Below are 24,597 nucleotides of genomic sequence, written 5' to 3'. Positions count from 1 at the left end.
ATTATCCCCCTATTGCTTTGTGATTGGTAGTGTTATTGTAACCGTCGTTCCTTCGCCTAGTATACTTGTGTAATTCACTCTTCCACCAATATTTCGAATTAGCCGGTTCGTGATCATTGTACCTAAGCCAGTTCCTTTCGATTTTGTTGTATAAAATGGTAGACCGATCTTTTCAAGCTCTTCCTTGCTCATCCCGGCTCCATTATCACGAATAACGATATCTACCGTACCTCTTTTTGTTCCGTATTGCAAAGCAACATGAATCAATCCTTCTCCTTCAATTGATTCAATTGCATTTTTTATAACGTTTATTAAACATTGTTTTAATTCTTGGGGATTACCCCATATATGAAATTCGCCTTTTTCATCATATTGAATCTTAACCGCGTAATACGAGGCTAATACTTCCGTTATTGCAACTGTATCTCTGACAATTTTATTCAGATCTACTTGTTCACAGTCACTTTTTGAAGGTTTGATCAGCATCAAATAATCTGTAATGATTTTATTCGTCCGCTCGATTTCTTCAAGCATCAATGGGGCATAATTTTGAACTTTGGTGTCCGCTGTATCAGCTGAAATAAACTGCAGAAGACCTTTAACAGTCGTAAGCGGATTCCGTATTTCATGAGCGATAGCAGCAGCCATTTTTCCCGCAACTGATAGTTTCTCAAGATAAACTGTTTCTTGAAGTTGAATATTTATTAATACAAGTCGTTCAGTTAAATAGAAAATAATGAAATAGGCGATTGCAAATGACGTGAAATAGATCGGATAAAAATAGGTTTTTAACGGTTCTAAGAAAATAAGAATGATGGCAATATACGAAATGATAAATAGAATTCCTGTGAAAATAATCCCTTTCCACTTTCGGATTGATCTTTGAAAGTAGTTCATAAATCCAATTGCAATGAGAAACCCAACAATCGCAATAAGTACTCCAACCCAAGCATTTTCTCCCCCCATCCAAGTTCGTGTTACAGAAATGGTGATCATGCAAATGAGACCAGGCAGTTTGCCACCATATAATGTTACAAGAATAAGAGGAACAACTCTCAAATCAAATACTGTATCTCCGAATTTTTCTAACGGAAAGAGCATACAAAGCAGAGCCATCAAGGAACTGATCACTCCATAAATTATTTTCTCTTTCAGGTTAATCGAGCTTGCTCTTGTAAATGGCATGACCATATTCCAGAGAAATAAAACTGAAAAGAGCATTGAAATATTAATAAGTAAGGGCCTTGCCATTTCCGACATGATTCGTACTCCTTTATTACTAATTGTTGCCATATACATTCTACCATTAGAATTTCTTCTGCACTAACAAAAATAGATAATAGTTCCAGTATAACATTTGTTAATTTATACAAAATACACTTCATTAAGTATTCTATAGAGAAGAGAAATAAAAAAAAGGTTCACCGCATTCGGTGAACCTTCTTTTTATTTGAAGAAATTTTGAACTGATGCTACAGCTGCCTCACCCTGATCAATACAGTCAGGGAGACCTACTCCATTGTATGAAGCTCCAGCTAGAAAAACGCCCGGCATTTTCTTTTCAATTCCTGAAATGACGGTTTCAATTCTATTACGGTGGCCAACCTCATATTGCGGCATAGATTGTCTCCATCTCGTAATTCGATAAAACTCAGGGTGGCCTTCAATTTCCATAATTTGATTCAGATCGTTTAATACTGTCTGAACGATTTCTTCATCACTTTTCTCAACAATTCCATCATTACCTGCTCGACCTACATAACAACGAAGAAGTACTTTTCCTTTTGGTGCAGAATGTTGCCACTTACGATGTGTCCAGGTACAAGCGGTAATCGTATAATCAGCGTTTCTAGATACAACAAATCCTGTTCCGTCCATTGCCTTTTTTATGGCTTCTTCAGGGAAAGCCATTGCAACTGTTGCAACCGTTGTGGAAGGCATTTCCTTTAGCGGAGCTACTTCCTGATGTTCTCGTAACATATGATATACCTGCTGATGCGGGGTCGTGATGATAACAGAATCAGCTGATAACTCCTCGCCGTTTGTTGTCTTAAGCGTGTAAGATCCATCGACCTCATTTTGCTTTAATTGATCCACCTTAACATTTTTTCTAATGTTAACGTCTGTTAAACATCTTTCAATCCCCATAACAAATGACTGTAAACCTGATTTGACCGTAAGAAAAGCCGGCTTTTTCTTACCAGTGCTTCGGCGAGAAGGTGGTGTCGTCTTCTTCATCCCTAGAATTAAACTACGGTACTTTTTTTCCACTTCTGAGAATTGAGGGAAAGTTGACATAAGGCTGAGTTTATCGATATCTCCTGCATAAATACCTGACAGTAAAGGTTCTATTAAATTCTCAACAACCTCATTCCCAAGTCTTCTTCGAAAGAATAGTCCAAGTGACTGATCTCCCTCTCCCTGTTCTCTCCTCGGAAGAACTAAATCTCCTGCTGCTCTAGCTTTCCCTTTTAAGCTAAATAGCTTTGTCGAGATAAATGGAGAAAGCTCCGTTGGGATTCCCATTACTGCTCCACCTGGAATCGGATAGAGCTGGTCATTATTTAATACGAAGGCTTGTCCAGTGGAATTCGGAACAAGTTGATCTCCCATTCCCACTTCATTCACAAGACGTGCTGCGCTTTCCTTTCTAGCAAGAAAGGAGTCAGGACCACGTTCAATCACAAAGCCATTTGTCGTATCCGTTTGAATCTTTCCACCTAAACGATCTTTGCCTTCAAGTAACGTGATTTCATAGGATTGATTTTCGTTCCTCATCTCTTTTTGAAGGTAATAGGCGGCGGTTAAACCAGTAATCCCGCCTCCGATAATCACGATTTTTTTTGTTTGTTTACTCATACTGTATCATCTTCTTTTTTATTAGTTCATGCTTCACAACTGTGGCTAATATCTCTATAAATTCATCCGTTGCATTGGGCATTTCCGGACGATGATAGGCTGCACCAAGCTCATTGGTCATCTGTTGACATTCGTAATCATTGTCATATAGCACCTCGAGATGATCAGCGACAAATCCTACAGGACAGTAAATAAATCCTGTGTAACCTTCTTGCTCAAATAAGTCTCGAGTTAAATCTTGAATATCTGGCCCAATCCACGGATCTGGCGTATTGCCCTCGCTCTGCCAGCCAATAGCATAATGTTCGATCCCAGCTCGTTCAGCAATATGCTTTGCCGTTTCTTCTAGCTGGCCAGGATAAGGATCCCCGTTCTGCAAGATTCTCTCAGGTAAACTGTGCGCTGAGAATATAACAATGGTTTTCTTTTTTTCCTTAGCATCAATCTGACTTAAACACGATTGTAATTGATTCACCCAATATTGGATGAACTTAGGCTCGTTGTACCACTGGTCAATCGCATAGATATTGGGGAAGCCCCGTTTATCTGCTTCAGCTCTCGCTCGTTCATTATAGGTTTTCACACTTAATGTAGAGTAATGCGGAGCAAGAACAAGACTAACGGCTTCCTCAATCCCATCTTTCTGCATATTCCGAACGGCATCTTCTACAAAAGGTTCAATATGCTTCAAGCCAAGATAGCTCTTAAACTCTACCTCTTCGCCAAATTCTTCATTCATACGATCCTCTAGCTTCTGAGCCTGTTTTGTTGTTATATCCGATAAGGGAGATATACCACCAATCGCTTCATACCGTTCAATCAAATCCTCCAACATTTCTTCTGTAGGTCGCTTCCCCCGACGTATATGTGTGTAGTATGGTTCAATTTCTGCTTCACTTCGCGGTGTACCGTAAGCCATAACTAATAGGCCAATGGTTCGCTTCATGCCATACCTCCCCCATTTCCATTATCTGTTCTTACGCGTATATTCGTGTACAAAATTCGTTAAACGCTGCAATGTCTCAACTTGAACTTGTGGGAACACCCCATGACCTAGATTAAAGATAAATCCTGGCGTCTCCATTCCCTGATCAAGAATTTCTTTTGTTCTTTGTTCAATAACTTCCCACGGTGCAAGTAGAAGTGCAGGCTCGAGATTCCCCATGAGCGGCTTTTTAATCCCCTCAACTTCTCTCGCTTTCTTAATTGAAATTCTCCAGTCTATTCCAATTACATCAACAGGCAGCTTGTTCCATTCCTGAATGAGGTGACTCGCTCCAACGCCGAACATTAAGAGTGGGACATTCAATTCTTTTAAAGCTGAGAAAATCCGATTCATAACAGGAGCAATATACGTCTGATAATCCATATCATTTAAAGCACCAACCCATGAATCAAATAACTGGATAGCTTGAGCACCCGCTTTTACTTGAGCTGTAAGATAAGCAATTGTCATATCCCCAAGCTTATTCATTAGCTGATACCAGCCTTCTGGATCAGAATACATGAATGCTTTAGTCTTATGATAATTCTTAGAAGGTCCACCTTCAATCATATAGCTTGCAACAGTAAACGGCGCTCCGCTAAATCCAATTAATGGAACAGACAATTGCTCACGTAGCATCTTAATAGTTTCCATTACATAAGGAATATCTTTCAGAGGATCAAGTTCACCTAGTCGATCAATATCAGATCTACTCTTAATGGGATTATCGATTACAGGACCTACACCTGATTTAATTTCAACATCCACCCCGATAGATGGAAGTGGCGTCATAATATCTGCAAATAGTATCGCTGAATCAACACCAAGCTGCTCAACGGCAAATCGCGTCACTTCAGCCGCTACTTCTGGGTTTAGGTTCATTTCATGAAATGAATATTTTTCTCTGATTTTTCTATATTCAGCCTGGTATCGACCTGCTTGTCTCATATACCAGACAGGTGTATGATCTGTCGCTTCTCCTCGGCATGCCCGAAGAAATTGATCATTAAATGATGCTTTATTCATGCTTGTCCACCTTTCTAATTGCAAAACGTACTTTTTTACATCCTTACATACTATAGCGATCGTAAGCTTCAGTGTACAGATATTGAAGAAAAAAGTCATAAAATCGTCCAACTTTGAAGCCGTTTACATCGTCTACTTTACCATAAGTAACCGAGCGTTTAAGTGAAAATCCTCACTCACTTACCTGTTTTCCTCTATCTTTTTATCTTCTTTCTCTTCTTCATTACCTTTAAACCTATCGAACAAACTGACGGAAGCTTCATTAGATGCCTCTCCTTCTTGCTCTGTTAACGGATTATAAGGAACTACTTGATAAGATACAGATCCAAAGAATGAGATCGAGTTTCTTGTATATTCCCCTTTTCCTTCAACTTCAGCTATCTTTTTTCTCTCCCCATCTTTCATTTCATAGATATGATAAACAATACGATCATCAGAGGATGCTGTCCAATTCAATTTGACGGCTGGAAGACCATAAAGGAAATCAAAATCTGCCTTCAAATCATTCACTTTTGGAAGGGTAATAGGTTTTTCCATATCTTTCAATCCTGAAGGCTTACTAAATTCCTTAGTACTATTCTCATCGATTGAAGTATTTACCACCTTTTTAAAAAGTTGAACCGGATATTCACTTCCACCCGTCAGATACTGTGAATCCGTTGTCCGGTCATACCCCATCCATACTGCACCCACCAAATCTGGTGTAAAACCGACAAACCAGGCATCACGCGAACCACCCGATACTCCCTCATACGAAGTTGTTCCAGTCTTACCAGCGATAGCAACATCTGCATCTCCACTTGTGGCGGTACCATTCTTAACGACACCTTCAAGAATTCTTGTCATATACCACGCCGTTTGTTTGGAGTATACTTTCTCTTCCTCTTGTTTTGCTTCACCTACTACCTTGCCGTCATTATTGTATAACCTACTAATAAAATAGGGTTCGACATGCTTTCCTTCTTGAGCAAACGGACGATAGGCTTCCATCATCTCAAAGGGAGAAACGCCTTTATCAATCCCTCCAAGAGCGATTTTTAAATCATTATCTTCAATTGAAAGGCCACTTTTTTCAAGAAAAGATTTTGAATATGAAATTCCAATCTCATTTAATAACCAAACTGCAGGTGCGTTAGCAGATACTCTGACAGCATCATAAAGAGAGAGCTGACCAGCGTATTGGTTATTATAGTTAGATGGAGAATACCCATCGTAGTCAGTCTTTTCGTCCTTTAATAATGTGTAAGGACTGTATTCCTTTTTCTCAATTGCTGGCCCATATACGGCTATAGGCTTGAATGCAGATCCAGGCTGCCTCTTTGAGGTCACGTGATTAAGACCCTTCTGAACATAATCACGACCTCCCTGAACCGCTACTACTCCACCACTCTTTGCATCCATCATTGTCAGAGCTCCTTGAGGCGGATTGTTAGGATCACTTCCTGGGAAAAGCTTTCCGTTTTGAAATTGGTCATAAGCTGCTTTCTGCAAATCTTTATCCATTGGAACTACGATTTTATAACCACCGCGTAATACTTCTTCATTCGAAAGATTAAATCGAGTCTTCGCTTCTTGAAGCGTCATATCAATGTACGTAAGAAAAGCTGCCTCCTTTGTTACTTCTGCCACATCAAGAGATAGCGTCTTTCCTTGAAGTCGAACCGCTTCTTTTGGTGTTAAATAATCCTGTTTCTCCATTAAAGATAGCACTAAATCTCTACGCTCTTTACTCTCTTCAGGATGATTAATTGGTGAATAATTTGAAGGTGCTTTCGGAAGCCCAGCTAACATGGCACCTTCTTCAACACTTAACTCTGATACTGGTTTATTAAAAAACAACATGGAAGCTGACTGTATGCCATAAGCACCATGTCCAAAATAAATCTGGTTTAAATACATTTCTAATATCTTCTTTTTACTGTAATTACGTTCTAAATTAATTGCGATAACAGCTTCTTTCGTTTTCCTCAACCAAGATTTGTCATTAGTTAGAAAAACATTCTTAGCTAATTGCTGTGTAATCGTACTTCCGCCTTCTACTTTTTTTCCAGCAAGAATATCACGATAAAGCGCTCGGCCAATTGCTTTTACATCAAGACCATGATGATCGTAAAATCGGCTATCTTCTGTTGCAACGAAAGCTTCCTGAACATGGTCTGGAATATCATCTATTGAGACCGGCTCACGGTTTTCAAAATAAAGTTTAGTTATAATTTCTCCCTCTTCATCAACAAGTTGGGTAGCTGAATTCATCACAAGCTTTTTTTCGTCGATGACATAGTTTCCAGCCAGTAATATCCCCAAATACCCTAATAATCCAATGAGGAATACAGCTAATGTTGCGATTAAGCCTATGCCGAGTTTTTTCATTCTATGAGGCACTCCCTTATTAACTTAATTACAGCTAAGCTTACATGAAATAATGTTATATTTGTACTATATACAATGACGATTCTGTTTAGTTTTTGCCAAATAAGGGTAAAGTATCAGGCAATTCTCCCTGATCACTTCATTGAAAGGATGAATAAGATGAACGTTTACGTTACATATGGAACTTACGACTATTTATCAAAGGTAAAAGAAGATCATGATGGAGAAAATGTAAAGCTTTTTTCTAATTCTGATGGTGCTGCACTTTATCACGAAACGTCTTCCGAAACTTTTTTCAAAAACGCTAAGAAGTACGAATTAATGGACGAAAAAGGCGAGGTAACTGATCCTGGTTTTGTTGTTTTAAACCATATACCTGTTGAGGAAAGTGAACGGGCGATATTTGAAGATAGGTTTAAAAACCGCGCTGGGAAAGTGGAAAATGAACCCGGGTGTCAAGGAATTCGAATTTTACGTCCAGTTCATAACGATCCATATATCGTCGCCACATTTTGGAATACTGAGAAGGACTTCAAGAATTGGCAAACTTCTGAAGCTTATCAAACAGCGCACAAAAATCGGAACACAAGTAAAGGACTTCCAAAAACGATCTTTTCAGGAAAGCCATATCTTAAAACTTATCAAATCGAAAAAACAGATTCGGTTTAATTCTTAACGTGTTCGGGTAGTTTTTAGCTTAAGTGAATTATTCATATAGGAGTGAGCCTCATGTTAGTAAGCGAGAGTGAAGTGAATAAATACACGATCGATACAAAAGATGGCCAAAAAGGCGTCTTAAAAGAGCTCTATTTCGATGATGAACATTGGACTATACGGTATCTTGTTGTTGATACACACAAATGGTTACCTGGTCGAAAGGTATTGATTTCTCCGATTTCAATCGAGCAATTGAATCATGAGAATGAAGCTATTTCAGTTTCGCTTACATCTGAAGAAGTAAGTGAAAGCCCTGATATTGATACCGATCAACCTATTTCTAGAAAACACGAAATGGAACTGAATCGCCATTTTAGCTGGCCTTATTATTGGGTAGGAACTAATGCTTGGGGTAACGGGATGTATCCAAGACCGTTTATGGCTGATGATTTACCTGATGTTGATTCAACTTTGCATCATTCTAACCAAGACGAAGAAAATCACTTGCGAAGTACTAATGAAGTAGCTGGATACCACATTCAGGCGACTGACGGTGAAATTGGTCATGTTAAAGATTTCATTTTTGATGAAGAATCATGGCAGCTTCGATATATCATTGTTGATACTAAAAACTGGTTTTCCGGAAAAGAAGTACTGCTTTCTACAAAATGGATTCATGACATTCACTGGCAGGATCGATCGGTAGTTGTCAATATAAAAAAAGAAGAAGTTCGTCAATCACCAGAATTTCGTCTAAACGAACCCATTACTCGCCGTTTCGAAGAAGACCTTCATACGCACTATGGTAAAACGGGATACTGGAAATTTTAATGAAAGCGAGGTGGCCTTCCACCTCGCTTATTTCAGACAAACTTTGAGTTGATTTCCCAGGAAATCTACCTTGTTGACAGCAAATTAGCTTTCTTTCCTATATTCACACCATAGTAGAGGCACATTCGTCAGTTTATTCCCAAAGACAAAAAGGGAAATCATAGAAAAAGAGAGATAGGAGATTTATTGTGGCGAATTCTAATAAAAAAGACAAACAAGTAAAATATCCCGAAAGACAATTTTATTTTCCAGCGCAAATTGTTGAAACATTTATCGCAAAAGGGGAGTCTCATAGCGCCAGGCCACTGAATCGGCAATTTATTTTATCGATCCTAGCTGGGGCATTTGTTACGTTCGGAGCTATTTTCTCTGTTCTAATTGCTATGGGAGTTGAAACGGAAGGTGTTAGTAATCTTCTTTCAGGAATAGGATTTGTGACAGGATACGCGATTGTTTTTATTTCAGGAGCCATTCTCTTTACTGAAGTTAACGTACTCCTTCCTACGTACATCCTCCAAAGAAGATTTTGGGTTCCTAAGAATATAATAAAGTTTTGGATAGTATGTTATTTTGGTAACTTACTAGGTGCCCTGCTGGTAGGTGCTCTTGTCGTTGCATCAGGATCATTATCCCCTGAATTCTATAGCGAATTAGCTACATATACAGAGCACAAAATGAAATTTCTATCTCATGGAACGGTAGGGTGGTTTCAAATTCTTCTTTCAGGTATTATTGCAAACTGGCTTATTGGAATGGCTGCGTTTCTTGCTACTGCAGCTCGTGATTTAACAGGTAAAGTTCTTGCTACTACACTTCCTGTTATTATATTCGTAGCCGGAAACTTCCAGCATAGTGTAGCCAACATGGGGTATTTCAGCACATCCTTTATTCATGGCTCTGAATACTCTTGGATGGAATTCCTGTTCTTTAATCTAGTTCCAGCAAGTATCGGTAACCTGATTGGCGGTGGGGTACTCGTTGCTCTAACATTCACGTATGCATTTAAAGAAGAAATTAACGAAGAACGCCTTCCAAAAGAAGAAGCAGAGTGAGAAAAAGCAGCCTGTCAGTTGACAGGCTGCTTTTTCTTCAAAGAGGATATTAATGAAATAACCCTGATTCTCTGGACTTTTTCATTAAATACTTCGTCTTTTTAATGATAACTTCCTTAAGTACCGCTCCTATGAGAAGGAACACAACAGAAAAAATTCCCAAAAAGAATAAATCTTCTTTTGCTCGTGCCCATACAATTCCTCCTACTGCTTCTCTCATTAAATCTACTGCGTACGAAAATGGTAAATAAGGATGGATTGCTTGAAAGAACTCTGGTAGCAAAGCAACTGGATACGTTCCACCTGACCCAGCAATTTGAAGAACAAGAAAGACAATAGCCATCGCTTTACCCACCTCCCCAAATACAGCAACTAGAGTATAAACCATTAACATGAACACAAAGCTAATCACGATGCCAAATAGTACAAAAAGAACAGGATTTACGATATCTACATTTAAAATAAAGAGATCTCCTGATGTTACAACAAGCGTCTGAAGGAAACCAATGCTAATAAACGTCAATAATTTTCCGAAATACACCTGGCGATTCGACGCTTCTTCAAAACCAGTGGCTTCAGTGGTAAGTAATGAAACAAGAAGAAGTGCCCCTACCCATAACGATAGAACAGTATAGAACGGTGTCATACCTGTACCGTAATTTTGAATCGGGAAGAGTGAATTTTTACTTAACACTATAGGTTCTGCGAAAAAGCTTTGCTCTGCCATAGGATCATTCTTCAGTAAATCAATGATCTCGTTAATATCTGTTTCTCCTTGAATCTCTCTGATTCGATCCGCAAGCTGGTTCACTTTATCATTTACGTAAGGATATTCATTTAACATGTATGCTAAAATATCCTGACCTTCGCCGATATTCTTTTCAGTACTTGAAAGAATTCGTTCCACTTCAGGGATGGTGGTTTGCGCCTCTTTTAATGTCGATCGAGCATTCGATAACGTCTTTTTCGCACTTGCCACTTCAGCAAGAACACGAGGCTCAATGTTTTCCTTGTACTCTTTTAAGAATGAATCGATTCGATCAGCTGTTTCTCCGGATTTTTCCTGAAGAGTTGTTAAAATATCATCTATTTCTTCTTGCTTATCAGCTAAGGTAGATCCAATTTCATCACTATCTGCTTTAATGGTCTGTAACTGTTCTTTAACTTGATCAAGATCAGCGATTGCCTCATCGATAACCTCTTGCTGCTGCGAGTTAGCGGCAGGCTCCTGCACCGGCTCTTGAGGAGATTCTTCTCCTTCTTCCTGCGACTCCTCATTCTCGTTATTATCGCTAGCTTCCTGTACTTGCTTCAATACGACTTCAACATCATCAATACGCTGAACAGATTCATCTACTTGTTGATTTATCTGATTTCTTATTTCTTCTACTGAGGATAAATCAATATCTGGCGATTTTAAATCCGATAAGAACTTATTTACATCCTCAGCTGTTTGTTGAGCTTTAGTTAAATCTTCCTCTACTTGCGGTGCAAGCTTATTCAAGCGATCTTCTGACTCGTTTAAAAATTGTGTAGTTTCATCAATCGTACTAATGCCTTCACTCGTAATTTGCTGAGCTTCCGGAAGAAGTCCTTGAACTTTATTTATCACATCTTCAGCATCTCTCGAGTCAGATAGGGCATCGGAAATCAAACGATTGATCTCTGGAAGGTTCTCTTCTAGTTTGAAGACATATTCCTCGAACTGTTTTATGTCAGATAAATCCTTTTCAAATTCTACTCCTAAATCATTAAATACCTCAAAGATCGTCCCATTCACAACCGATACAAAGTTACTTGTAATTTGATCAACAATGACACTCGCACCTTTTTCAGTGATCTTTGGTGCGATCGCATTTACTTTTTCGTTTACATAGTACTCTACCTCTGCTTTCTCGGGTTCATCATTAATAACTGTCCCAAGTTTCTCTGAAAAGTCTTCTGGAATGACGATCACTGCAAAATAGTCCCCATACTCAAGCTTATCCATCGCAGCTTCTCGATTTGAGAAATGCCACTCAAGACTGTCATTATCTTTCAATTCCTTCGTTAACTCTCCACCTGCATCAATTTCCTTATCCCGAATGGTTGCCCCCTTGTCTTCATTGACAATGCCAACAGGAAGCTGATCCGTTTGACTATATGGATCCCAAGATGCTCCAATATTAAACCAAGCATAAAGAGAAGGAAGAATAATGAGACCACCTAATAGAATCGCTGCTACCCAATTCGTTCCAATTCCCTTCCAATCTTTCTTGAAAATTCTTAAAATATTCTTCATTTACAAGCTCCTACTCGTCAAAATATGTATTCTCCAACTAGTATAATTCCCTAAGAAGTGAATTGTCATGAGAAATGAGTCCAATGTCAATCAGTCCAATCTCACAACTAATTGCGATAGCTACTATGTGGAGGTGTTCAGCTAATTGAATTCGAAATCAACTTTTTTCGAATTCTACTATCCGTGTGTACTTCACCGAATATAAGGGAATAAGAAAGGAAGATTATACGAAAGGAGTCATTAACTTGACACGTGTAGCCATTATCTTAAATCCCAAAGCTGGAAATGTTAAAATGGTCAATCAAATTGATACGATCCAAGAAAGACTACGAGAAAACTATGATCAGGTTTCCCTTTATAAAACAGAATATAAAGGACACGGTGCTGAATTAGTCGCAGAACTAGGCGACGAAGTAGACATTCTCATTGGGGCTGGTGGGGATGGAACCATAAATGAATTAGCAAATGCAATTTGCCAAAGAGAGAAGCGTCCTGTTTTCGGTATTATTCCTGGAGGAACTTGCAATGACTTCTCTAGAGCAATCGGCATCAACCAGAATCCACTCCTTGCTGTTGAACAGCTATTAGAAAATAACCGTTCCCATATTGACGTAGGTCGCTCAAATGATGAGTATTTCTTGAATTTCTGGGGAATCGGCTTAATCACTCAGGCTTCTGAGAACATTAACCCTGATACAAAAGAAGTTTTCGGAAGGCTTTCTTACTACATTAGTACTGCACAAACGATCAACAATCCACAGCCTTTTCATCTTAAAGTAGATGCCGATGGGCAGAATTTTGAAGGGGAAGCTGTCATGATGATCGTAGGGAACGGTCCATTTACTGGCGGGATCCAAGCTTTCTTCCCTGAAAATAACCTGCAAGATGGTGAATTTGATGTCTTAATCATTAAAGAAACGTCTCTTCCAACTTTTTGGTCCATTTTTCAATCAAAGGTTTTCAAGCAGTCGCGATTTAACGAAGATATCATTCATTTCCAAACAAAACGTTTAAAAATAGAAGCTGATCCAGAGCAAAATATCGACTGTGACGGAGAACGTCATCATACGACTCCGTCAACGCTCGAAGTATTGCCTGCATACTTAACTGTTCTTACTGGAGAAGATTTTTCTGAATGAACCTAATGTTAACGAGGATCTCTTAATCCAAAGAACCCATTCAAGAGAGAAAATGCAAACAAATAGCCAGAGTGTACCAGCTGCATAACCTGCTAGAACGTCACTTGGATAATGAACACCTAAATAGATTCGACTAAATCCGATCAGTACGATGAAGAAGAATACTAGTGTTCCACTTAACCACTTTGTCGTTCTACTCCTCTGGCTTCTTACAATAAGGTAACCAATAAATCCATATAGTAGAAAAGATCCCATCGCATGTCCACTAGGGAAACTATACCCCACTGCATCATAAGCAGCATCGATGGAAGGTCTTGACCTAGCAAAAAAATGTTTTAGTTCTGTCGTTAAAAGTCCGCCTGCAGCCTGTGCTATAACGAAAAAGAGAATGCTCCAACCATCACGTAGTTTAAACCATAGAAAAGCTACAGTCGCAACAGAAACCACTGAAATCCACCAAACAGAGCCAAGTTCTGTTATAAATTCCATCACATTTAATAATCCATCGGAACGAATGCCGTCTACGCCAGAAATAATCGCTTGATCAAATTGTAGCGTTTCTTTTTCTAATATTTCTTCTGCTAACTCTGAAAACAACATGATTGCCAAAATAGCGATGAATAGTCCAAATGCATTTAGTACAAGTGGAAACCACACTTTTTTTTGCTTTAACGCTCCTGGCAAGGAGCTAAAAAAATTATTTTTATTCATAATATCGCGCCTTTCACCGTTTTCAATTCTCCAAACTCCGTGAAGTTCTTCACCTCATAAAATTCTTTTTAAAAAAGCCGCTGTATCAGCAGCGGCTTTGCCTTTACTTATCTTTAGTTAGAACCATACGTACAAGAAGATGGGCCAATTCATGACGTTGCTCTTTACTTCCCACAAGCCATAACTCTTGTAATAGCTTTTCTTCTCTATTCTTAGGCTCCTCCTTCTTCGCTAGATAACCCGCTACTTTTTCTGCAGCTTGAGCTAGCGCTTCTTCACTAAGTCCTAATTTTTCTCCGATTTCGACTCTAGTGGCAAGGTATTTTTTAAAGTCCTCAAAATTAGAGAGAATATCATCCATTTTGTCATCGCTCATACGATCTAGTGTATCATCAACTTTATTTACATCAAGCTGACTATCTTTATCAACTAAATGATTTTTTTCACTCATTACTTCCACTCCTTTTTATTAGTTGTCCATAACAGACAGAGATTTTTCAATGAATGCAGGAATATCGTCTGGATTTCTACTACTAACTAGATTTCCACCACAAACAACCACTTCTTCATCAAACACATTGGCACCCGCATATTTTAGATCTGTTTGAATGGATTTAAATCCTGTGATGTTTCTTCCATTTAATACTTCAGCAGAAATGAGCAGCTGTGGACCATGACAGATCACGAGAGTTTTCTTATTTAGAAACATCATTTTTTTCGTAAATGCAACAAATCGATCATCTGCACGCAGTTCATCAGGTGAAACGCCACCTGGAATAAAAAGAACGTCAAAATCTTCCGCTTTTACCTCATCGATTCCTTTATCAGACGTTACTTTAGCCTCGCCTTGTTTTCCCGTTAATTCTTGACCTGCTTCTGTACTAATTACTGTCAGGGAATGGTTTGCATTTTTAAACTGCTCAGCAGGTTTTGTATATTCTACATCTTCAAACATGCTTGTCATAAGTACTGCAATTTTACTCACTTTAGGCCCTCCTATAGATTAACTAATTGTGATTTACATAGTTGAATATTACCCCTCCTACTATCAGTCAAACATCCATCCTATTGTTCCTATCTTTTTCAATGTTTATGTTTTATTAACGGAGTGGAAGGGTAAAATTAATATGGAACCAAAACAGAACAGATTTAGAAAGGATGTTTAGAATGGCCGACAAAAAACAAGAACTAATTGATGGACTTAATGTGGATCTAGCAAATGAATACGCTGCTAGCATTATGTACACATACAATGCAGCTGTTGTATCTGGTTTATATCGTCAAACACTAAAACCATTCTTTGAAAGTGAAATTGCAGATGAACAGGGACACGCTCTTTATCTTGCAGAGAAAATTAAAGTGCTTGGTGGTACACCAACAACCGCTCCTGCTGAAGTAAAACAGCTTACTGATGTGAAAGAAATGCTTATTGAAGCTAGAACGGCTGAAAAAGATACCATCGATCGTTATGAAAAACGTAAAAAGCAAGCAGAGGAACTAGGATTTACTGAACTAGTTGTGAAGCTTGATGATATGATCGCTGATGAAACACACCATATGGAAGAAATGGATCGCATTCTTAGCGATGCACGCTTCGAATAAGATAATTGATACAAAAAGGCCAGCCGGAACATTCGGCTGGCCTTTTCTTTGTCTATTCTTCTTCATCCTTTACGTCAATGATGCGCTTCCTGTAAGCATTCATGGCATTTTCCCCTAGCCAGTCAAGAAAGTGATAATTCACATACGCCCCGACTATTGCACCAAAACCAGGAATCATCTGAAGTAATTTAGGAAGGTCAATATAATCTCTATACTCGAGTTGAAACGACTTCCAATCATGTTCATCATTGAATTTATTTCTTATTTCCATCTGGTTAAGGTTATCATCCCAGTTAGCGATGCGCTCGTAACTGCTCCTCCTCGCCTCATCTGCTGAAAAAGCGAGTTGAAAAATCGTAAGAATAAACACTCTTTCTTCGAATTTCTTAGCATCATATCCATAAACACTGGCAAGATCAAAAAGGAATTTCATCTTAATGGATAAAAGCAAAGGAAAATCAGCTAAACCAAGAAGGATCCCACCTGCGCCTGTACCTGCTCCTTCTGTAGCAGCAATACGTTTATACTTAAGTATTAATCGTCTTGCTTTTTCATCTCTCACTTGAAGAGATTGATTGATATCTGGGTCTTTAACAGTATACGTATTTCCAGCCAGAACACCTTGGACCATTGTTTTAATACCATTTGTGACGATCGAATGGATACGTTCAGGTATTTTATCGTTAATCCGACTTTGTATTTTTTTTGCTGAACGGGAAACCATAGAAGATTTTTTCTTTATTTTTCGTTCCCAAGATTCAAGCTCTTCTTCTACCTCACTTAAATAACTCATGCTGCAAAACATCCTTTGGCTCTGACTTTTAACACCAAACCAGTCAACTAAATCTTCTGTTTCAGAGTACTGTTTCGAGATGTGGCTACGGCAACTGCCGCTGACCCAACAATAAGAATCAATCCAGCCGACACAATGTCAAAAGAAAGAACAAAAGAAATAACAGCAAAAGTAACTGCTTGTGCACCTAGTAAACGAATTAGCAGGGCGCGAAACGCCAATATTTGTTCTTTATCTGACAGTGGATAAAGTTTTACCATCACATGTGCCTCGTAGTGAGGGAACAATGTTCGAAGTTGAACAGCTGTTAAATAAATAATGAGCGCAGTCTCAATCACTTTACCTGTAACTCCAGGAACAAAAGCGATCACTACGAGTCCTAAAAGCCATAACCTAAAATAGATACCTAAATATTCATTACTTCTAATAAATGCTTTTTGATAGAGCGTCTCATAAACATTATTTGTTGGGAGAAGTTTCTCCGCAATTGAGCTTAATGTACGCCTTTGTTTCACAGACTGTTTTAATTTAGGGACATCCGTAAATAAATTAGCTGTTCGATAGAACTTCATACTTTGTTGTTCATCTAGCACAAGTAGCTTCTCCCATTTGATTGCATATTTACGTTGTAACGGAAGAAAGAATAGAAAAAGAATCGCTACAAGTATGAGACATGAGAGCGTTACGAAAATCCATGATGCCTGCGCCAGTAATAAATATGTTAATAGCATTGTAGTAAAAAGACGCACCATTGTATAAAGCCAGGAAGTTTGGTGAGCTGGTAAGTGGAGTTCCATCCACTTCATGATGACGTTAACTCCCTTTAATGCAATCAGCACAATAATCACAAACACGTAGTAAGGCGTTCCAGCAGACATCTCGTGCTGATAGAGAGGTGCAAGAATCGTCATAACGACAACGGTTATAAATACTTGAAGTCCGAAACTATACAATAGAGATTTACGAAAGTAGCCGTGTAAACGGTTTTCCGCTGGTAGCATAAATACTAAATCGGCTTCTGACAAAAAGAACCTTAATGGCGTTCGAACCACAGTCACTGCAGCAATGACTGTGATGACCGCTAATCCAGGAAATGTTTCAGGAAGTACTTTCAATAATTCACTGTAATAATACGCCCCGAATATGAGGGTAAGAACAAGCGTGAACAAAAAGCTGCTATTACCAATTAGTCTAAAGTAACGCAGGGCAATTTTCCAAAAGGCCCCTGCCCTTTCTTTCCATAACGTCTCAAGCTGCATCATTTGCCACTCCTGGTCGCTTCAATATAGATATCATCGAGCGTAGCAGCTTTATTACCGATTTGATGCCGTAATTCTGCCATAGTACCTGACATTACAATTCGGCCATCGTGCAGAATAATAAATCGATCGCAATACCTTTCAGCTGTTGAAAGAATATGTGTCGACATTAATACCCCTGCCCCTTCCTCTTTCATCTCCAGCATCATATCAAGGAAGGACTGAATCCCAATAGGATCTAAACCAACAAAGGGCTCATCTACGATATAAAGAGATGGTTTCACGAGAAAGGCACACATGATCATAACCTTCTGTCTCATCCCTTTAGAAAAATGACCCGGAAACCACTTCTTCATATTAGTCATCCGAAACTCTTTAAGAAGTGCTTCAGCTCTTTCTTTCCATTCTTCACTTAATTCATAAGCTAGAGCTGTCAGCTGTAAGTGCTCCCAAAGCGTTAACTCATCATACAACAAAGGTGTTTCAGGTATATATGAAAACTGTTTACGGTAACCATCTTTATTTTCAGAGAAGCTCGTACCACCCACGTGGATACGACCATTCATTGGGTCAAGTAAGCCAAGAATATGTTTGATTGTTGTACTTTTGCCAGCCCCATTAAGGCCAATGAGACCAACAATTTCATTTGAATTTACATTAAGAGAAAGATCATGGAGTACAGGCTTATTCGCCTGGTATCCACCAGTAAGATTGCTAACTTCCAGAATTGAATTCGTCATAGCGTTCCTCTCATTTCGCGTCATTTGTTTACATTTTAACAAACTTTCAATTGGAGCGTGAAACAATGAGTTGATTGATTCGTACAGCACCCTTCTCACTTACCCCTATCCACATCTTACCTTTTTCACAGAAGACTTTCCATAAAGGACATTTTTCATTTTATAGTCTCGTTGATATTATTTAACTTTTGTTATTGACTCAGTTAAGTATAGATTTAGTTTCCAGCCTAAGTAGTCAATCATCGAGATAATAAAACTCACAATACATGAATAGATCGTTGATATTAAGAACATCCTTATAGAGAGTGTGGCGTCTTCCCTTAAAACAAGTTGCACTCAGGGCTCTGCACCCCCGGCAGAGCCTTTTCTTGTTCCAATCCAATTGTTCTTAAAAATAAATATTTCTTAGATCATATAGAAAATTCGTTTGATCATTGGATTTTGTTTGCAAGATATGTAAGTACAGTAGAAAGAAGCGGTCTTAACGAAAATGAAAATTATGGTACGATATATAAAAAGATTGAAAGGATGATGAACATGAGCCATTCACCCGATTGCATATTCTGTAAGATTATTAACGGAGATATTCCATCTGCGAAAGTTTACGAAAATGAAGACGTTCTAGCCTTTCTAGACCTTACACAAGTAACAGAAGGACATACCCTCGTCATTCCAAAAAAACATCAGCAAAACATCTACGAGCTTGATCCCGAGACAGCTTCAAAGCTCTTTGCTGCAGTTCCTGAAATAGCAAATGCTTTAAAAGCGAACTTTTCTCCTGAAGGCATGAATCTTCTAAACAATAATGAAGCGATTGCTGGACAATCTGTTTTTCATTATCATCTACACCTTATTCCACGCTACGGTAAAGGGGACGGATTCGGAGCGGTATGGAAAACACACGAAAATGACTATGATGCTGACAAGTTACAGCGTCTTGCTGAAGGGGTTCGTTCGCACATTAATTCTTAATGAAACTGTCTTGATACATAAAAGGAGACCATTTATGGTCTCCTTTTCATTTGGGTGCGTTTCATTTCTTTTAATGTATAAAAGCCATTCGGAACAACCCAATCTGGATGATCAAACGTTTGATCTAATCCATTTAACATCGTTGACATCTTTGTTCGTAAGTCTGGATTCCACCTTAATTCATGAATAAACTCTTCTCTATGACCTCCATACCCGACCATAGCCTTCAGCTCATTTAATAAATCTGCTTGCCACATAGATGGGAGATTTGATTCCCCCGGTATATCTTTAAATCGTACATAAGAACCTTCTCTTATGTAACCGTGTGGATAATAGTATGCGTAAACTCGTTCGAAATTCTCCCCTGTTTTAAGGGTAAGCTTGCCATGAAGGTGCTCTCTTAGTACATAACCGCCTTCCGTACGATTTAACAGTTCTAGCTGTTCACGATCAACAAATGTAACCCACACTTCTGTCTTCGCTCCCTGAACTGGAGCAATGACAGCAGGAAGTGCTCCATATGGTGCTAGAAAGGAACCTGCTATGACGTCTGTATCCTTTATTTCTGCACGATAATAGAGAATGAAATCACTAACATCAGGATTGAGACTAAACTTATATTTGAGCTGTGCTAGACAGACATTCGATCCATATGCGAGAAGCGGGATTCGCTCTTCAATAGGAGATAAACCTTCTGATAACAGCAATTCTTCCACTGTAAACTGTTCTGTCGTTGCAAATGCAAGAGAACCCGACACGTCTTCCCCTCTTGCATAATGAACAATTTGCTTCTCTACTGGAGTATTTTGAACTTCATCAATTCGATGTGCTTTCCCGTTATGGTATAGGAAAGATGAAGCTGGTCGTGGACCAGGATAAATATCTGGATGATCGTATGGTCCGATATGAGTTGGTTTGTTTTCTCGATACATTAGTTCACACCACTTTCTTATCATTCACTTCTATATAGAATAGCAAAATGATGAAGCAGAACAAATGCTTCTGCTTCAATAGAACGAAATATTCGAAAAGATTAGAAAAAAATATAGCACCGCCGAATCCTTTAATGATAGGATGAGTACAAGTTAAATCGAGGCATCGCATTACATTACTAAAGGAGTGTCTATTAGTGGAACGTCGTTATAATTTTAATGCTGGCCCGTCCGCCTTACCTCAAGATGTACTTAATCATGCTCAAGCAGAACTTCTCAATTATCAACAGCAAGGTATGTCCATTATGGAATTTAGTCATCGTAGCAAAGAATATCAGAAAATCCATGATGGAGCCAATGAGCTTTTAAGAGAACTGCTTCACATCCCTGATGACTATGAAGTTCTTTTTCTTCAAGGCGGAGCAAGTTTACAATTCTCAATGATCCCAATGAATTTTCTTCAAACTGGTCAGCAGGGTAATTATTTCCTTACAGGAAGCTGGTCCCAAAAAGCATTAAAGGAAGCTCAGAAATTAGGAGACACGTATGTTGGTGGAAGTAGTGAACAAGATGATTTCAAACGTATACCAGAGATCGACACGCTACAATACAGTAACAAAGATGCATACGTTCACTTGACTTCAAACAACACAATACATGGCACCCAGTGGAAGGAATTCCCCAAGCATACCCATTCTCCTATCGTTGCCGATATGTCGAGCGATATATTAAGTCGATCCCTTCCAATTGACCAATTTGGTCTTATTTATGCAGGTGCTCAGAAAAACCTTGGTCCAGCAGGAGTAACTGTAGTCATCTTAAGGAAAGATATGCTCAAAAACATCCCAGATCAACTTCCAACAATGTTAGACTATCGTACTCACGTTGATAAGAAGTCGCTCTATAATACCCCTCCTTCGTTTGCGATCTATATGCTATCCCTTGTTCTTGAATGGACAAAGACTAAGGGAGGTATTAAGGAAATCGAAAATATGAATGCTGAGAAAACAAATCTACTCTATGACACGATTGATAGTAGTAAAGGTTTTTATAGTGGAACAGCTGAAACAGCAAGTCGCTCATCAATGAATGTAACTTTCAATTTACCAGGAAAAGAGCTTGAAGAACTGTTCCTACATGAGGCGGCAGAAGAAGGTTTTGTTGGGTTAAAGGGCCATCGCTCTGTTGGAGGATGTCGTGCTTCCATCTATAACGCTGTTCCCTTTGAATCAGTTCGTGCATTAAGTGACTTTATGCAGACATTCCATCACAAACACAATATTTAACACTTTTCAATAGGACATTCGTTTGTTATGATATAAAAAATTAGTTCTTTCGCAGCAGGCACATAGCGCACTGATGGAGAGAACACCGTCTTTTGACGGAGAATGAGATGAGAAGAGGAGAGATTTCTTTATGAAAACAAAAAATTTAGTACTCATGGCTTTACTACTTGGTATTGGAACGATTCTACACGCAATTATACCTGGCTTAATTTCTGGCATGAAGAACGATATGCTTCTTACAATGATGTTTCTAGGAATATTACTATTTCCTGAGCGCAAAAGCGTTCTTGTACTCGGACTTGCGACAGGAGTTATCTCTGCTGCAACGACAACATTCCCTGGTGGACAACTTGCTAACATGATTGATAAACCTGTGACAGCTTTTGCTTTCTTTGGTCTTTATTTACTCGTTCAGCGGTTTGGCCAATCATTAGTAACAGTTGGAATTTTAACAGCAATCGGCACGATGATTAGTGGGGCTATATTCCTTGGAGCTGCTCTTGTCTTTGCAGGACTTCCTGGTGGCGCCGCATTCACTGGACTGTTTGTTACCGTTGTTCTTCCAACAGCCGTAGTAAATACCATTGCAATGGTACTAATCTTTCCAGTTGTACAATCAATCCTTAAACGTACTAGCTTCGCTTTCTAAATAAACACAAAAAAAACGGCCAAATTGGCCGTTTTTTTATATTTTCACTCCTGTTTCCCACTCTCGGAACTTTTCTAACTCATGCTTTAATTGACTTGCAACAAATCCTATTACTGCTACATCATCAAGAAGCCCGACTCCCGCTAATAAATCAGGAACCGCATCAATAGGACTAATAAAATAAAGTAATGCTCCTACAATCATAACGACTGATTTTTTTGAAATGTCGCGATAACTTCCTTTACGAAATTCCTGGACAAGTCTCGAGAACGTCTTCACATCCACCCACATCTCATCCATGCCCTTACGCCCATTGTATAGGGCTCCTTTTTTCAAGGATTCGATTGAAACATCCTTCATTTTGTCTTTATCCTTCATAACCGTTACTGCCTTCTTTGTCATTCTCTTAAAAACACTTTTAATCATACGATTCATTATTTCACGCTCCTTAAATACCCTTCTCTCTATAAGATACCTCAAATGAGCGTGATTCTAACCTTTTATATCGTTTTTATGTTTGCAAGTTGAAAGCCATGGGGAAAATAAAGAACATCATTAGAAAATAAGCATGGCCATCGATACCCCAAGCACAAGGAAAACAATCGCAAACGTACCAAATAAGTAGGCGCTTTTTTGCTTTCGGATCATTCGTTCATTGTGAAATGAATATTTTCTAATTAATAACAGCCTGCTTACTGTTGCAGTTAATAGTAGACTGCCAGCTGCAATAAGGAAAAAGATAAATCCAGCCATACCCGTCCCCTCCATTTACCTTAGCGTATACTAAAAGGTATATGTGATGCCCACTGCTTTCATAACCACAACGAATTAATGAAAGGAGAAAGCAGGATTCTTGACTGGGATGGCGAACTAATGTCTTTAAGTAGAAGTATAAGGATTTGGATAGGAAAGGATGAACATCATGGGAAAAGCAAAAACATTATTAACAGGATTTGTAGTAGGCGGGGTAGTTTCCGCTGCTTCTGTACTTTTAACCACTCCGAAATCCGGAAAAGAATTAATGACTGACGCTAAAGAGAAGAGTGATGATATAAAGGAAGGGTTTACTAAGCTTAAAAGTGATCTTAACGAACTGACCGCTCAAGTAAAACAGCTTTCTTCAGAAGGCAAAGAAATTATTCAGGAAGTAGCCGCTGACCTTAAACGATCCATCTCTTCATTTCAACAGGATATTGAACCGAATTTAACTAGGCTAAAGGCAGATGTCGAGGAAATGCAGAAGACTATTGAAACAGTCAAAGAAGAAGTAAACAGTCCGGCTTCAAAATAGCCGGTTTTTTTACCGAAGATCAACAATATTCTAATATAGCTTGAATCATCTAGTTGTAAAGGAGGGCATTTATGAAAGAAGAACAGGAAATTTCTATTCAAGAAGCAATGATTTTTAGCCATCGAATTGGCCAATTAAGCAAAGCACTTTGGAAATCTGTTGAGCGAGATTGGCAAGATTGGCTCAAGCCATTCGATCTCAATATTAATGAGCACCATATTCTTTCAATTGCTTATCATCTTGACGGCTCTTCAATATCAGATATTGCGAAGTTTGGCGTTATGCACGTCTCAACAGCGTTTAACTTTTCAAAAAAACTTGAATCTAGGTCTCTCCTCACATTCTCAAAAAAAGAGAATGATAAGCGAAATACATATGTACAGCTTACCGAAAAGGGAGAGAAGCTGCTTCAGGAAACATGGAAACATTATTCACCAAGTCGAGATAGTGTTTTGAAAGCTTCCATGCCGATTAGAGAACTATACGGTAAATTCCCTGAATTTACTGAGATGATGTGTGTCATTAAAGGCCTATATGGTGAAGACTTCATGAAAATCTTCCAAAAATCTTTCACCAAGCTTGAAAGTGAATTCTCTAGAGAACTCACTGAACAAGATGATAAAGAGCGCTCCAATCTTTTCTAACGATAAGGCGACACTTTTAATAGCGTCTCCATAAGTTCTCTATAAACCTCTTCTTGAGATTGCAGTGCTTTAATGGTTGAGAGGGGCTCCAATTTAATATTTAACATCCCTACGAAATGCGTGAGCAACGTGGAACGGTTCAAGAGACCCTCCTCGATCTGCTCATGCATTTTTTGGTTCACCTCTACGCATAATTGATATACTTCTGACACTTCTGACTCTGTCAGCCCTCTGTCAATCACAAGGCGGTAAAAGGGATAGTCTCCTTCCTCTTCCATCTTTGCAAGTAGGCGCATATGAAATTCAATTTTATCTAATCTTTTGTGGATAGCTTCCATCTGACTTAACTCCTTACTGTGCAATTAATAGTACTTATAGTTTAACGGAACGGGTTTTAAATTGAAATGTATTTTCCAGACTAATCCAGCGCGAAAAACCGCTGATTTTGTCAAAATAATTTTGACTAATTTCTTTCTAAAAAAACGTGTTGATTTCTTCCGAGAATCGCTGTACAGTAT

26 protein-coding genes are annotated in these 24,597 nt (G+C 38.7%); 10 read left to right on the top strand and 16 right to left on the bottom strand.

Features of this window, described 5'->3' with window-relative positions; genetic code table 11:
• Positions 1-9: 9 nt before the first annotated feature.
• The 5 genes from AC0VYV_RS03210 to AC0VYV_RS03190 form a co-directional block, all read right to left on the bottom strand.
• A complete protein-coding gene (locus AC0VYV_RS03210) occupies positions 10-1,260 on the bottom strand; it encodes an ATP-binding protein (RefSeq protein ID WP_475374442.1) in 1,251 nt (416 codons plus the stop codon).
• A 186-nt stretch (positions 1,261-1,446) separates the two neighbouring features.
• On the bottom strand, positions 1,447-2,859 hold the full coding sequence (gene hemY / locus AC0VYV_RS03205; protein WP_475374441.1) for a protoporphyrinogen oxidase: 1,413 nt from the start codon (positions 2,857-2,859) through the stop codon (positions 1,447-1,449).
• Positions 2,852-3,805: a ferrochelatase gene (gene hemH / locus AC0VYV_RS03200; RefSeq protein WP_194219984.1), complete on the bottom strand. Its 954-nt coding sequence runs from the start codon at positions 3,803-3,805 to the stop codon at positions 2,852-2,854. Before hemH ends, hemY begins: the two co-directional genes overlap by 8 nt.
• Positions 3,806-3,826: 21 nt before the next feature.
• Positions 3,827-4,870 carry a uroporphyrinogen decarboxylase gene (gene hemE, locus AC0VYV_RS03195; RefSeq protein ID WP_475366522.1) on the bottom strand — a complete coding sequence of 348 codons (1,044 nt, stop codon included), beginning with the start codon at positions 4,868-4,870 and terminating at the stop codon, positions 3,827-3,829.
• A gap of 180 nt (positions 4,871-5,050) precedes the next feature.
• Positions 5,051-7,240: a transglycosylase domain-containing protein gene (locus tag AC0VYV_RS03190; protein ID WP_475374440.1), complete on the bottom strand. Its 2,190-nt coding sequence runs from the start codon at positions 7,238-7,240 to the stop codon at positions 5,051-5,053.
• Positions 7,241-7,399: 159 nt separating this feature from the next.
• On the opposite strand from AC0VYV_RS03190, the gene AC0VYV_RS03185 reads away from it, so the two are divergent.
• The 3 genes from AC0VYV_RS03185 to AC0VYV_RS03175 all read left to right on the top strand — a co-directional run bounded on the left by AC0VYV_RS03185 (position 7,400) and on the right by AC0VYV_RS03175 (position 9,780).
• Positions 7,400-7,909 (top strand): antibiotic biosynthesis monooxygenase family protein, encoded by a 510-nt coding sequence (locus AC0VYV_RS03185; RefSeq protein WP_430246889.1) that lies wholly within the window; start codon positions 7,400-7,402, stop codon positions 7,907-7,909.
• 60 nt (positions 7,910-7,969) lie between these two features.
• Positions 7,970-8,728, top strand: a complete 759-nt coding sequence (locus tag AC0VYV_RS03180; RefSeq protein WP_430246890.1) for a PRC-barrel domain-containing protein — start codon at positions 7,970-7,972, stop codon at positions 8,726-8,728.
• A 188-nt stretch (positions 8,729-8,916) separates the two neighbouring features.
• On the top strand, positions 8,917-9,780 hold the full coding sequence (locus AC0VYV_RS03175) for a formate/nitrite transporter family protein (protein ID WP_475374439.1): 864 nt from the start codon (positions 8,917-8,919) through the stop codon (positions 9,778-9,780).
• 49 nt (positions 9,781-9,829) lie between these two features.
• Here AC0VYV_RS03175 and AC0VYV_RS03170 read toward each other — a convergent pair whose 3' ends face one another.
• Positions 9,830-12,061, bottom strand: a complete 2,232-nt coding sequence (locus AC0VYV_RS03170) for a YhgE/Pip domain-containing protein (protein WP_475374438.1) — start codon at positions 12,059-12,061, stop codon at positions 9,830-9,832.
• A 245-nt stretch (positions 12,062-12,306) separates the two neighbouring features.
• On the opposite strand from AC0VYV_RS03170, the gene AC0VYV_RS03165 reads away from it, so the two are divergent.
• A complete protein-coding gene (locus tag AC0VYV_RS03165; protein ID WP_430246892.1) occupies positions 12,307-13,200 on the top strand; it encodes a diacylglycerol/lipid kinase family protein in 894 nt (297 codons plus the stop codon).
• Here the strand turns inward: AC0VYV_RS03165 and AC0VYV_RS03160 are convergent.
• The 3 genes from AC0VYV_RS03160 to AC0VYV_RS03150 all read right to left on the bottom strand — a co-directional run bounded on the left by AC0VYV_RS03160 (position 13,165) and on the right by AC0VYV_RS03150 (position 14,896).
• Positions 13,165-13,911, bottom strand: a complete 747-nt coding sequence (locus tag AC0VYV_RS03160) for a phosphatase PAP2 family protein (protein WP_475374437.1) — start codon at positions 13,909-13,911, stop codon at positions 13,165-13,167. The genes AC0VYV_RS03165 and AC0VYV_RS03160 overlap by 36 nt on opposite strands.
• A gap of 103 nt (positions 13,912-14,014) precedes the next feature.
• Positions 14,015-14,362, bottom strand: coding sequence for a DUF3243 domain-containing protein (locus AC0VYV_RS03155; protein WP_194219992.1), 348 nt, complete (start codon positions 14,360-14,362; stop codon positions 14,015-14,017).
• A gap of 18 nt (positions 14,363-14,380) precedes the next feature.
• The gene (locus tag AC0VYV_RS03150) at positions 14,381-14,896 is read right to left on the bottom strand and encodes a type 1 glutamine amidotransferase domain-containing protein (protein WP_303533146.1); all 516 of its coding nucleotides are present in this window, start codon (positions 14,894-14,896) and stop codon (positions 14,381-14,383) included.
• A 182-nt stretch (positions 14,897-15,078) separates the two neighbouring features.
• Between AC0VYV_RS03150 and AC0VYV_RS03145 the strand changes: the two genes are divergently transcribed.
• Positions 15,079-15,513 carry a ferritin-like domain-containing protein gene (locus AC0VYV_RS03145; protein ID WP_098446445.1) on the top strand — a complete coding sequence of 145 codons (435 nt, stop codon included), beginning with the start codon at positions 15,079-15,081 and terminating at the stop codon, positions 15,511-15,513.
• 52 nt (positions 15,514-15,565) lie between these two features.
• On the opposite strand, the gene AC0VYV_RS03140 is transcribed toward AC0VYV_RS03145, so the two are convergent.
• The 3 genes from AC0VYV_RS03140 to AC0VYV_RS03130 are packed head-to-tail and all read right to left on the bottom strand — an operon-like array spanning position 15,566 to position 18,305.
• Positions 15,566-16,306 (bottom strand): EcsC family protein, encoded by a 741-nt coding sequence (locus AC0VYV_RS03140; RefSeq protein ID WP_430246895.1) that lies wholly within the window; start codon positions 16,304-16,306, stop codon positions 15,566-15,568.
• A 47-nt stretch (positions 16,307-16,353) separates the two neighbouring features.
• On the bottom strand, positions 16,354-17,568 hold the full coding sequence (locus AC0VYV_RS03135; RefSeq protein ID WP_475374436.1) for an ABC transporter permease: 1,215 nt from the start codon (positions 17,566-17,568) through the stop codon (positions 16,354-16,356).
• Positions 17,565-18,305 carry an ABC transporter ATP-binding protein gene (locus tag AC0VYV_RS03130; RefSeq protein WP_475374435.1) on the bottom strand — a complete coding sequence of 247 codons (741 nt, stop codon included), beginning with the start codon at positions 18,303-18,305 and terminating at the stop codon, positions 17,565-17,567. The genes AC0VYV_RS03135 and AC0VYV_RS03130 overlap by 4 nt, the downstream gene beginning before the upstream one ends.
• Positions 18,306-18,842: 537 nt before the next feature.
• On the opposite strand from AC0VYV_RS03130, the gene AC0VYV_RS03125 reads away from it, so the two are divergent.
• Positions 18,843-19,277 carry an HIT family protein gene (locus AC0VYV_RS03125; RefSeq protein ID WP_475374434.1) on the top strand — a complete coding sequence of 145 codons (435 nt, stop codon included), beginning with the start codon at positions 18,843-18,845 and terminating at the stop codon, positions 19,275-19,277.
• 32 nt (positions 19,278-19,309) lie between these two features.
• On the opposite strand, the gene AC0VYV_RS03120 is transcribed toward AC0VYV_RS03125, so the two are convergent.
• The gene (locus AC0VYV_RS03120) at positions 19,310-20,209 is read right to left on the bottom strand and encodes a hypothetical protein (protein ID WP_475366516.1); all 900 of its coding nucleotides are present in this window, start codon (positions 20,207-20,209) and stop codon (positions 19,310-19,312) included.
• A 197-nt stretch (positions 20,210-20,406) separates the two neighbouring features.
• Between AC0VYV_RS03120 and serC the strand changes: the two genes are divergently transcribed.
• Positions 20,407-21,495, top strand: a complete 1,089-nt coding sequence (gene serC, locus AC0VYV_RS03115; protein ID WP_475374433.1) for a 3-phosphoserine/phosphohydroxythreonine transaminase — start codon at positions 20,407-20,409, stop codon at positions 21,493-21,495.
• A 130-nt stretch (positions 21,496-21,625) separates the two neighbouring features.
• Positions 21,626-22,144: a tryptophan transporter gene (locus AC0VYV_RS03110; RefSeq protein ID WP_430246902.1), complete on the top strand. Its 519-nt coding sequence runs from the start codon at positions 21,626-21,628 to the stop codon at positions 22,142-22,144.
• 36 nt (positions 22,145-22,180) lie between these two features.
• Here AC0VYV_RS03110 and AC0VYV_RS03105 read toward each other — a convergent pair whose 3' ends face one another.
• Together AC0VYV_RS03105 and AC0VYV_RS03100 are read right to left on the bottom strand one after the other, a co-directional pair.
• Entirely contained in the window at positions 22,181-22,579 is a 399-nt protein-coding gene (locus AC0VYV_RS03105; protein WP_430246903.1) for a YkvA family protein, read from the bottom strand.
• Between the two features lie 120 nt (positions 22,580-22,699).
• Positions 22,700-22,897: a hypothetical protein gene (locus AC0VYV_RS03100; RefSeq protein WP_194220001.1), complete on the bottom strand. Its 198-nt coding sequence runs from the start codon at positions 22,895-22,897 to the stop codon at positions 22,700-22,702.
• A gap of 169 nt (positions 22,898-23,066) precedes the next feature.
• On the opposite strand from AC0VYV_RS03100, the gene AC0VYV_RS03095 reads away from it, so the two are divergent.
• Positions 23,067-23,435, top strand: coding sequence for a YtxH domain-containing protein (locus AC0VYV_RS03095; protein ID WP_430246905.1), 369 nt, complete (start codon positions 23,067-23,069; stop codon positions 23,433-23,435).
• A gap of 71 nt (positions 23,436-23,506) precedes the next feature.
• Entirely contained in the window at positions 23,507-24,079 is a 573-nt protein-coding gene (locus tag AC0VYV_RS03090; protein WP_475374432.1) for an HTH-type transcriptional regulator Hpr, read from the top strand.
• Here the strand turns inward: AC0VYV_RS03090 and AC0VYV_RS03085 are convergent.
• The gene (locus AC0VYV_RS03085; protein ID WP_430246908.1) at positions 24,076-24,417 is read right to left on the bottom strand and encodes a DUF1878 family protein; all 342 of its coding nucleotides are present in this window, start codon (positions 24,415-24,417) and stop codon (positions 24,076-24,078) included. The two genes, AC0VYV_RS03090 and AC0VYV_RS03085, sit on opposite strands and share 4 nt — an antisense overlap.
• Positions 24,418-24,597: the final 180 nt, after the last annotated feature.

The sequence above is a fragment of the Anaerobacillus sp. QJM3NY_17 genome, from assembly GCF_056173665.1.
Note: the sequence above shows the minus strand (reverse complement) of the source record. Positions and strands in the feature narration are given on the sequence as shown.

Excerpts from the sequence above, each read along its gene's own strand:
- AC0VYV_RS03100 (WP_194220001.1), bottom strand. The coding sequence starts at position 22,897 with ATGGCTGGATTTATCTTTTTCCTTATTGCAGCTGGCAGTCTACTATTA.
- AC0VYV_RS03160 (WP_475374437.1), bottom strand. The coding sequence starts at position 13,911 with ATGAATAAAAATAATTTTTTTAGCTCCTTGCCAGGAGCGTTAAAGCAA.
- AC0VYV_RS03105 (WP_430246903.1), bottom strand. The coding sequence starts at position 22,579 with ATGAATCGTATGATTAAAAGTGTTTTTAAGAGAATGACAAAGAAGGCA.
- hemH (WP_194219984.1), bottom strand. The coding sequence starts at position 3,805 with ATGAAGCGAACCATTGGCCTATTAGTTATGGCTTACGGTACACCGCGA.
- AC0VYV_RS03135 (WP_475374436.1), bottom strand. The coding sequence starts at position 17,568 with ATGATGCAGCTTGAGACGTTATGGAAAGAAAGGGCAGGGGCCTTTTGG.
- AC0VYV_RS03190 (WP_475374440.1), bottom strand. The coding sequence starts at position 7,240 with ATGAAAAAACTCGGCATAGGCTTAATCGCAACATTAGCTGTATTCCTC.
- AC0VYV_RS03170 (WP_475374438.1), bottom strand. The coding sequence starts at position 12,061 with ATGAAGAATATTTTAAGAATTTTCAAGAAAGATTGGAAGGGAATTGGA.
- AC0VYV_RS03120 (WP_475366516.1), bottom strand. The coding sequence starts at position 20,209 with ATGTATCGAGAAAACAAACCAACTCATATCGGACCATACGATCATCCA.
- AC0VYV_RS03125 (WP_475374434.1), top strand. The coding sequence starts at position 18,843 with ATGAGCCATTCACCCGATTGCATATTCTGTAAGATTATTAACGGAGAT.
- AC0VYV_RS03110 (WP_430246902.1), top strand. The coding sequence starts at position 21,626 with ATGAAAACAAAAAATTTAGTACTCATGGCTTTACTACTTGGTATTGGA.
- AC0VYV_RS03140 (WP_430246895.1), bottom strand. The coding sequence starts at position 16,306 with ATGAGTTATTTAAGTGAGGTAGAAGAAGAGCTTGAATCTTGGGAACGA.
- AC0VYV_RS03095 (WP_430246905.1), top strand. The coding sequence starts at position 23,067 with ATGGGAAAAGCAAAAACATTATTAACAGGATTTGTAGTAGGCGGGGTA.
- AC0VYV_RS03185 (WP_430246889.1), top strand. The coding sequence starts at position 7,400 with ATGAACGTTTACGTTACATATGGAACTTACGACTATTTATCAAAGGTA.
- AC0VYV_RS03090 (WP_475374432.1), top strand. The coding sequence starts at position 23,507 with ATGAAAGAAGAACAGGAAATTTCTATTCAAGAAGCAATGATTTTTAGC.
- AC0VYV_RS03210 (WP_475374442.1), bottom strand. The coding sequence starts at position 1,260 with ATGTCGGAAATGGCAAGGCCCTTACTTATTAATATTTCAATGCTCTTT.
- AC0VYV_RS03180 (WP_430246890.1), top strand. The coding sequence starts at position 7,970 with ATGTTAGTAAGCGAGAGTGAAGTGAATAAATACACGATCGATACAAAA.
- AC0VYV_RS03130 (WP_475374435.1), bottom strand. The coding sequence starts at position 18,305 with ATGACGAATTCAATTCTGGAAGTTAGCAATCTTACTGGTGGATACCAG.
- hemY (WP_475374441.1), bottom strand. The coding sequence starts at position 2,859 with ATGAGTAAACAAACAAAAAAAATCGTGATTATCGGAGGCGGGATTACT.
- AC0VYV_RS03145 (WP_098446445.1), top strand. The coding sequence starts at position 15,079 with ATGGCCGACAAAAAACAAGAACTAATTGATGGACTTAATGTGGATCTA.
- AC0VYV_RS03085 (WP_430246908.1), bottom strand. The coding sequence starts at position 24,417 with ATGGAAGCTATCCACAAAAGATTAGATAAAATTGAATTTCATATGCGC.
- AC0VYV_RS03155 (WP_194219992.1), bottom strand. The coding sequence starts at position 14,362 with ATGAGTGAAAAAAATCATTTAGTTGATAAAGATAGTCAGCTTGATGTA.
- hemE (WP_475366522.1), bottom strand. The coding sequence starts at position 4,870 with ATGAATAAAGCATCATTTAATGATCAATTTCTTCGGGCATGCCGAGGA.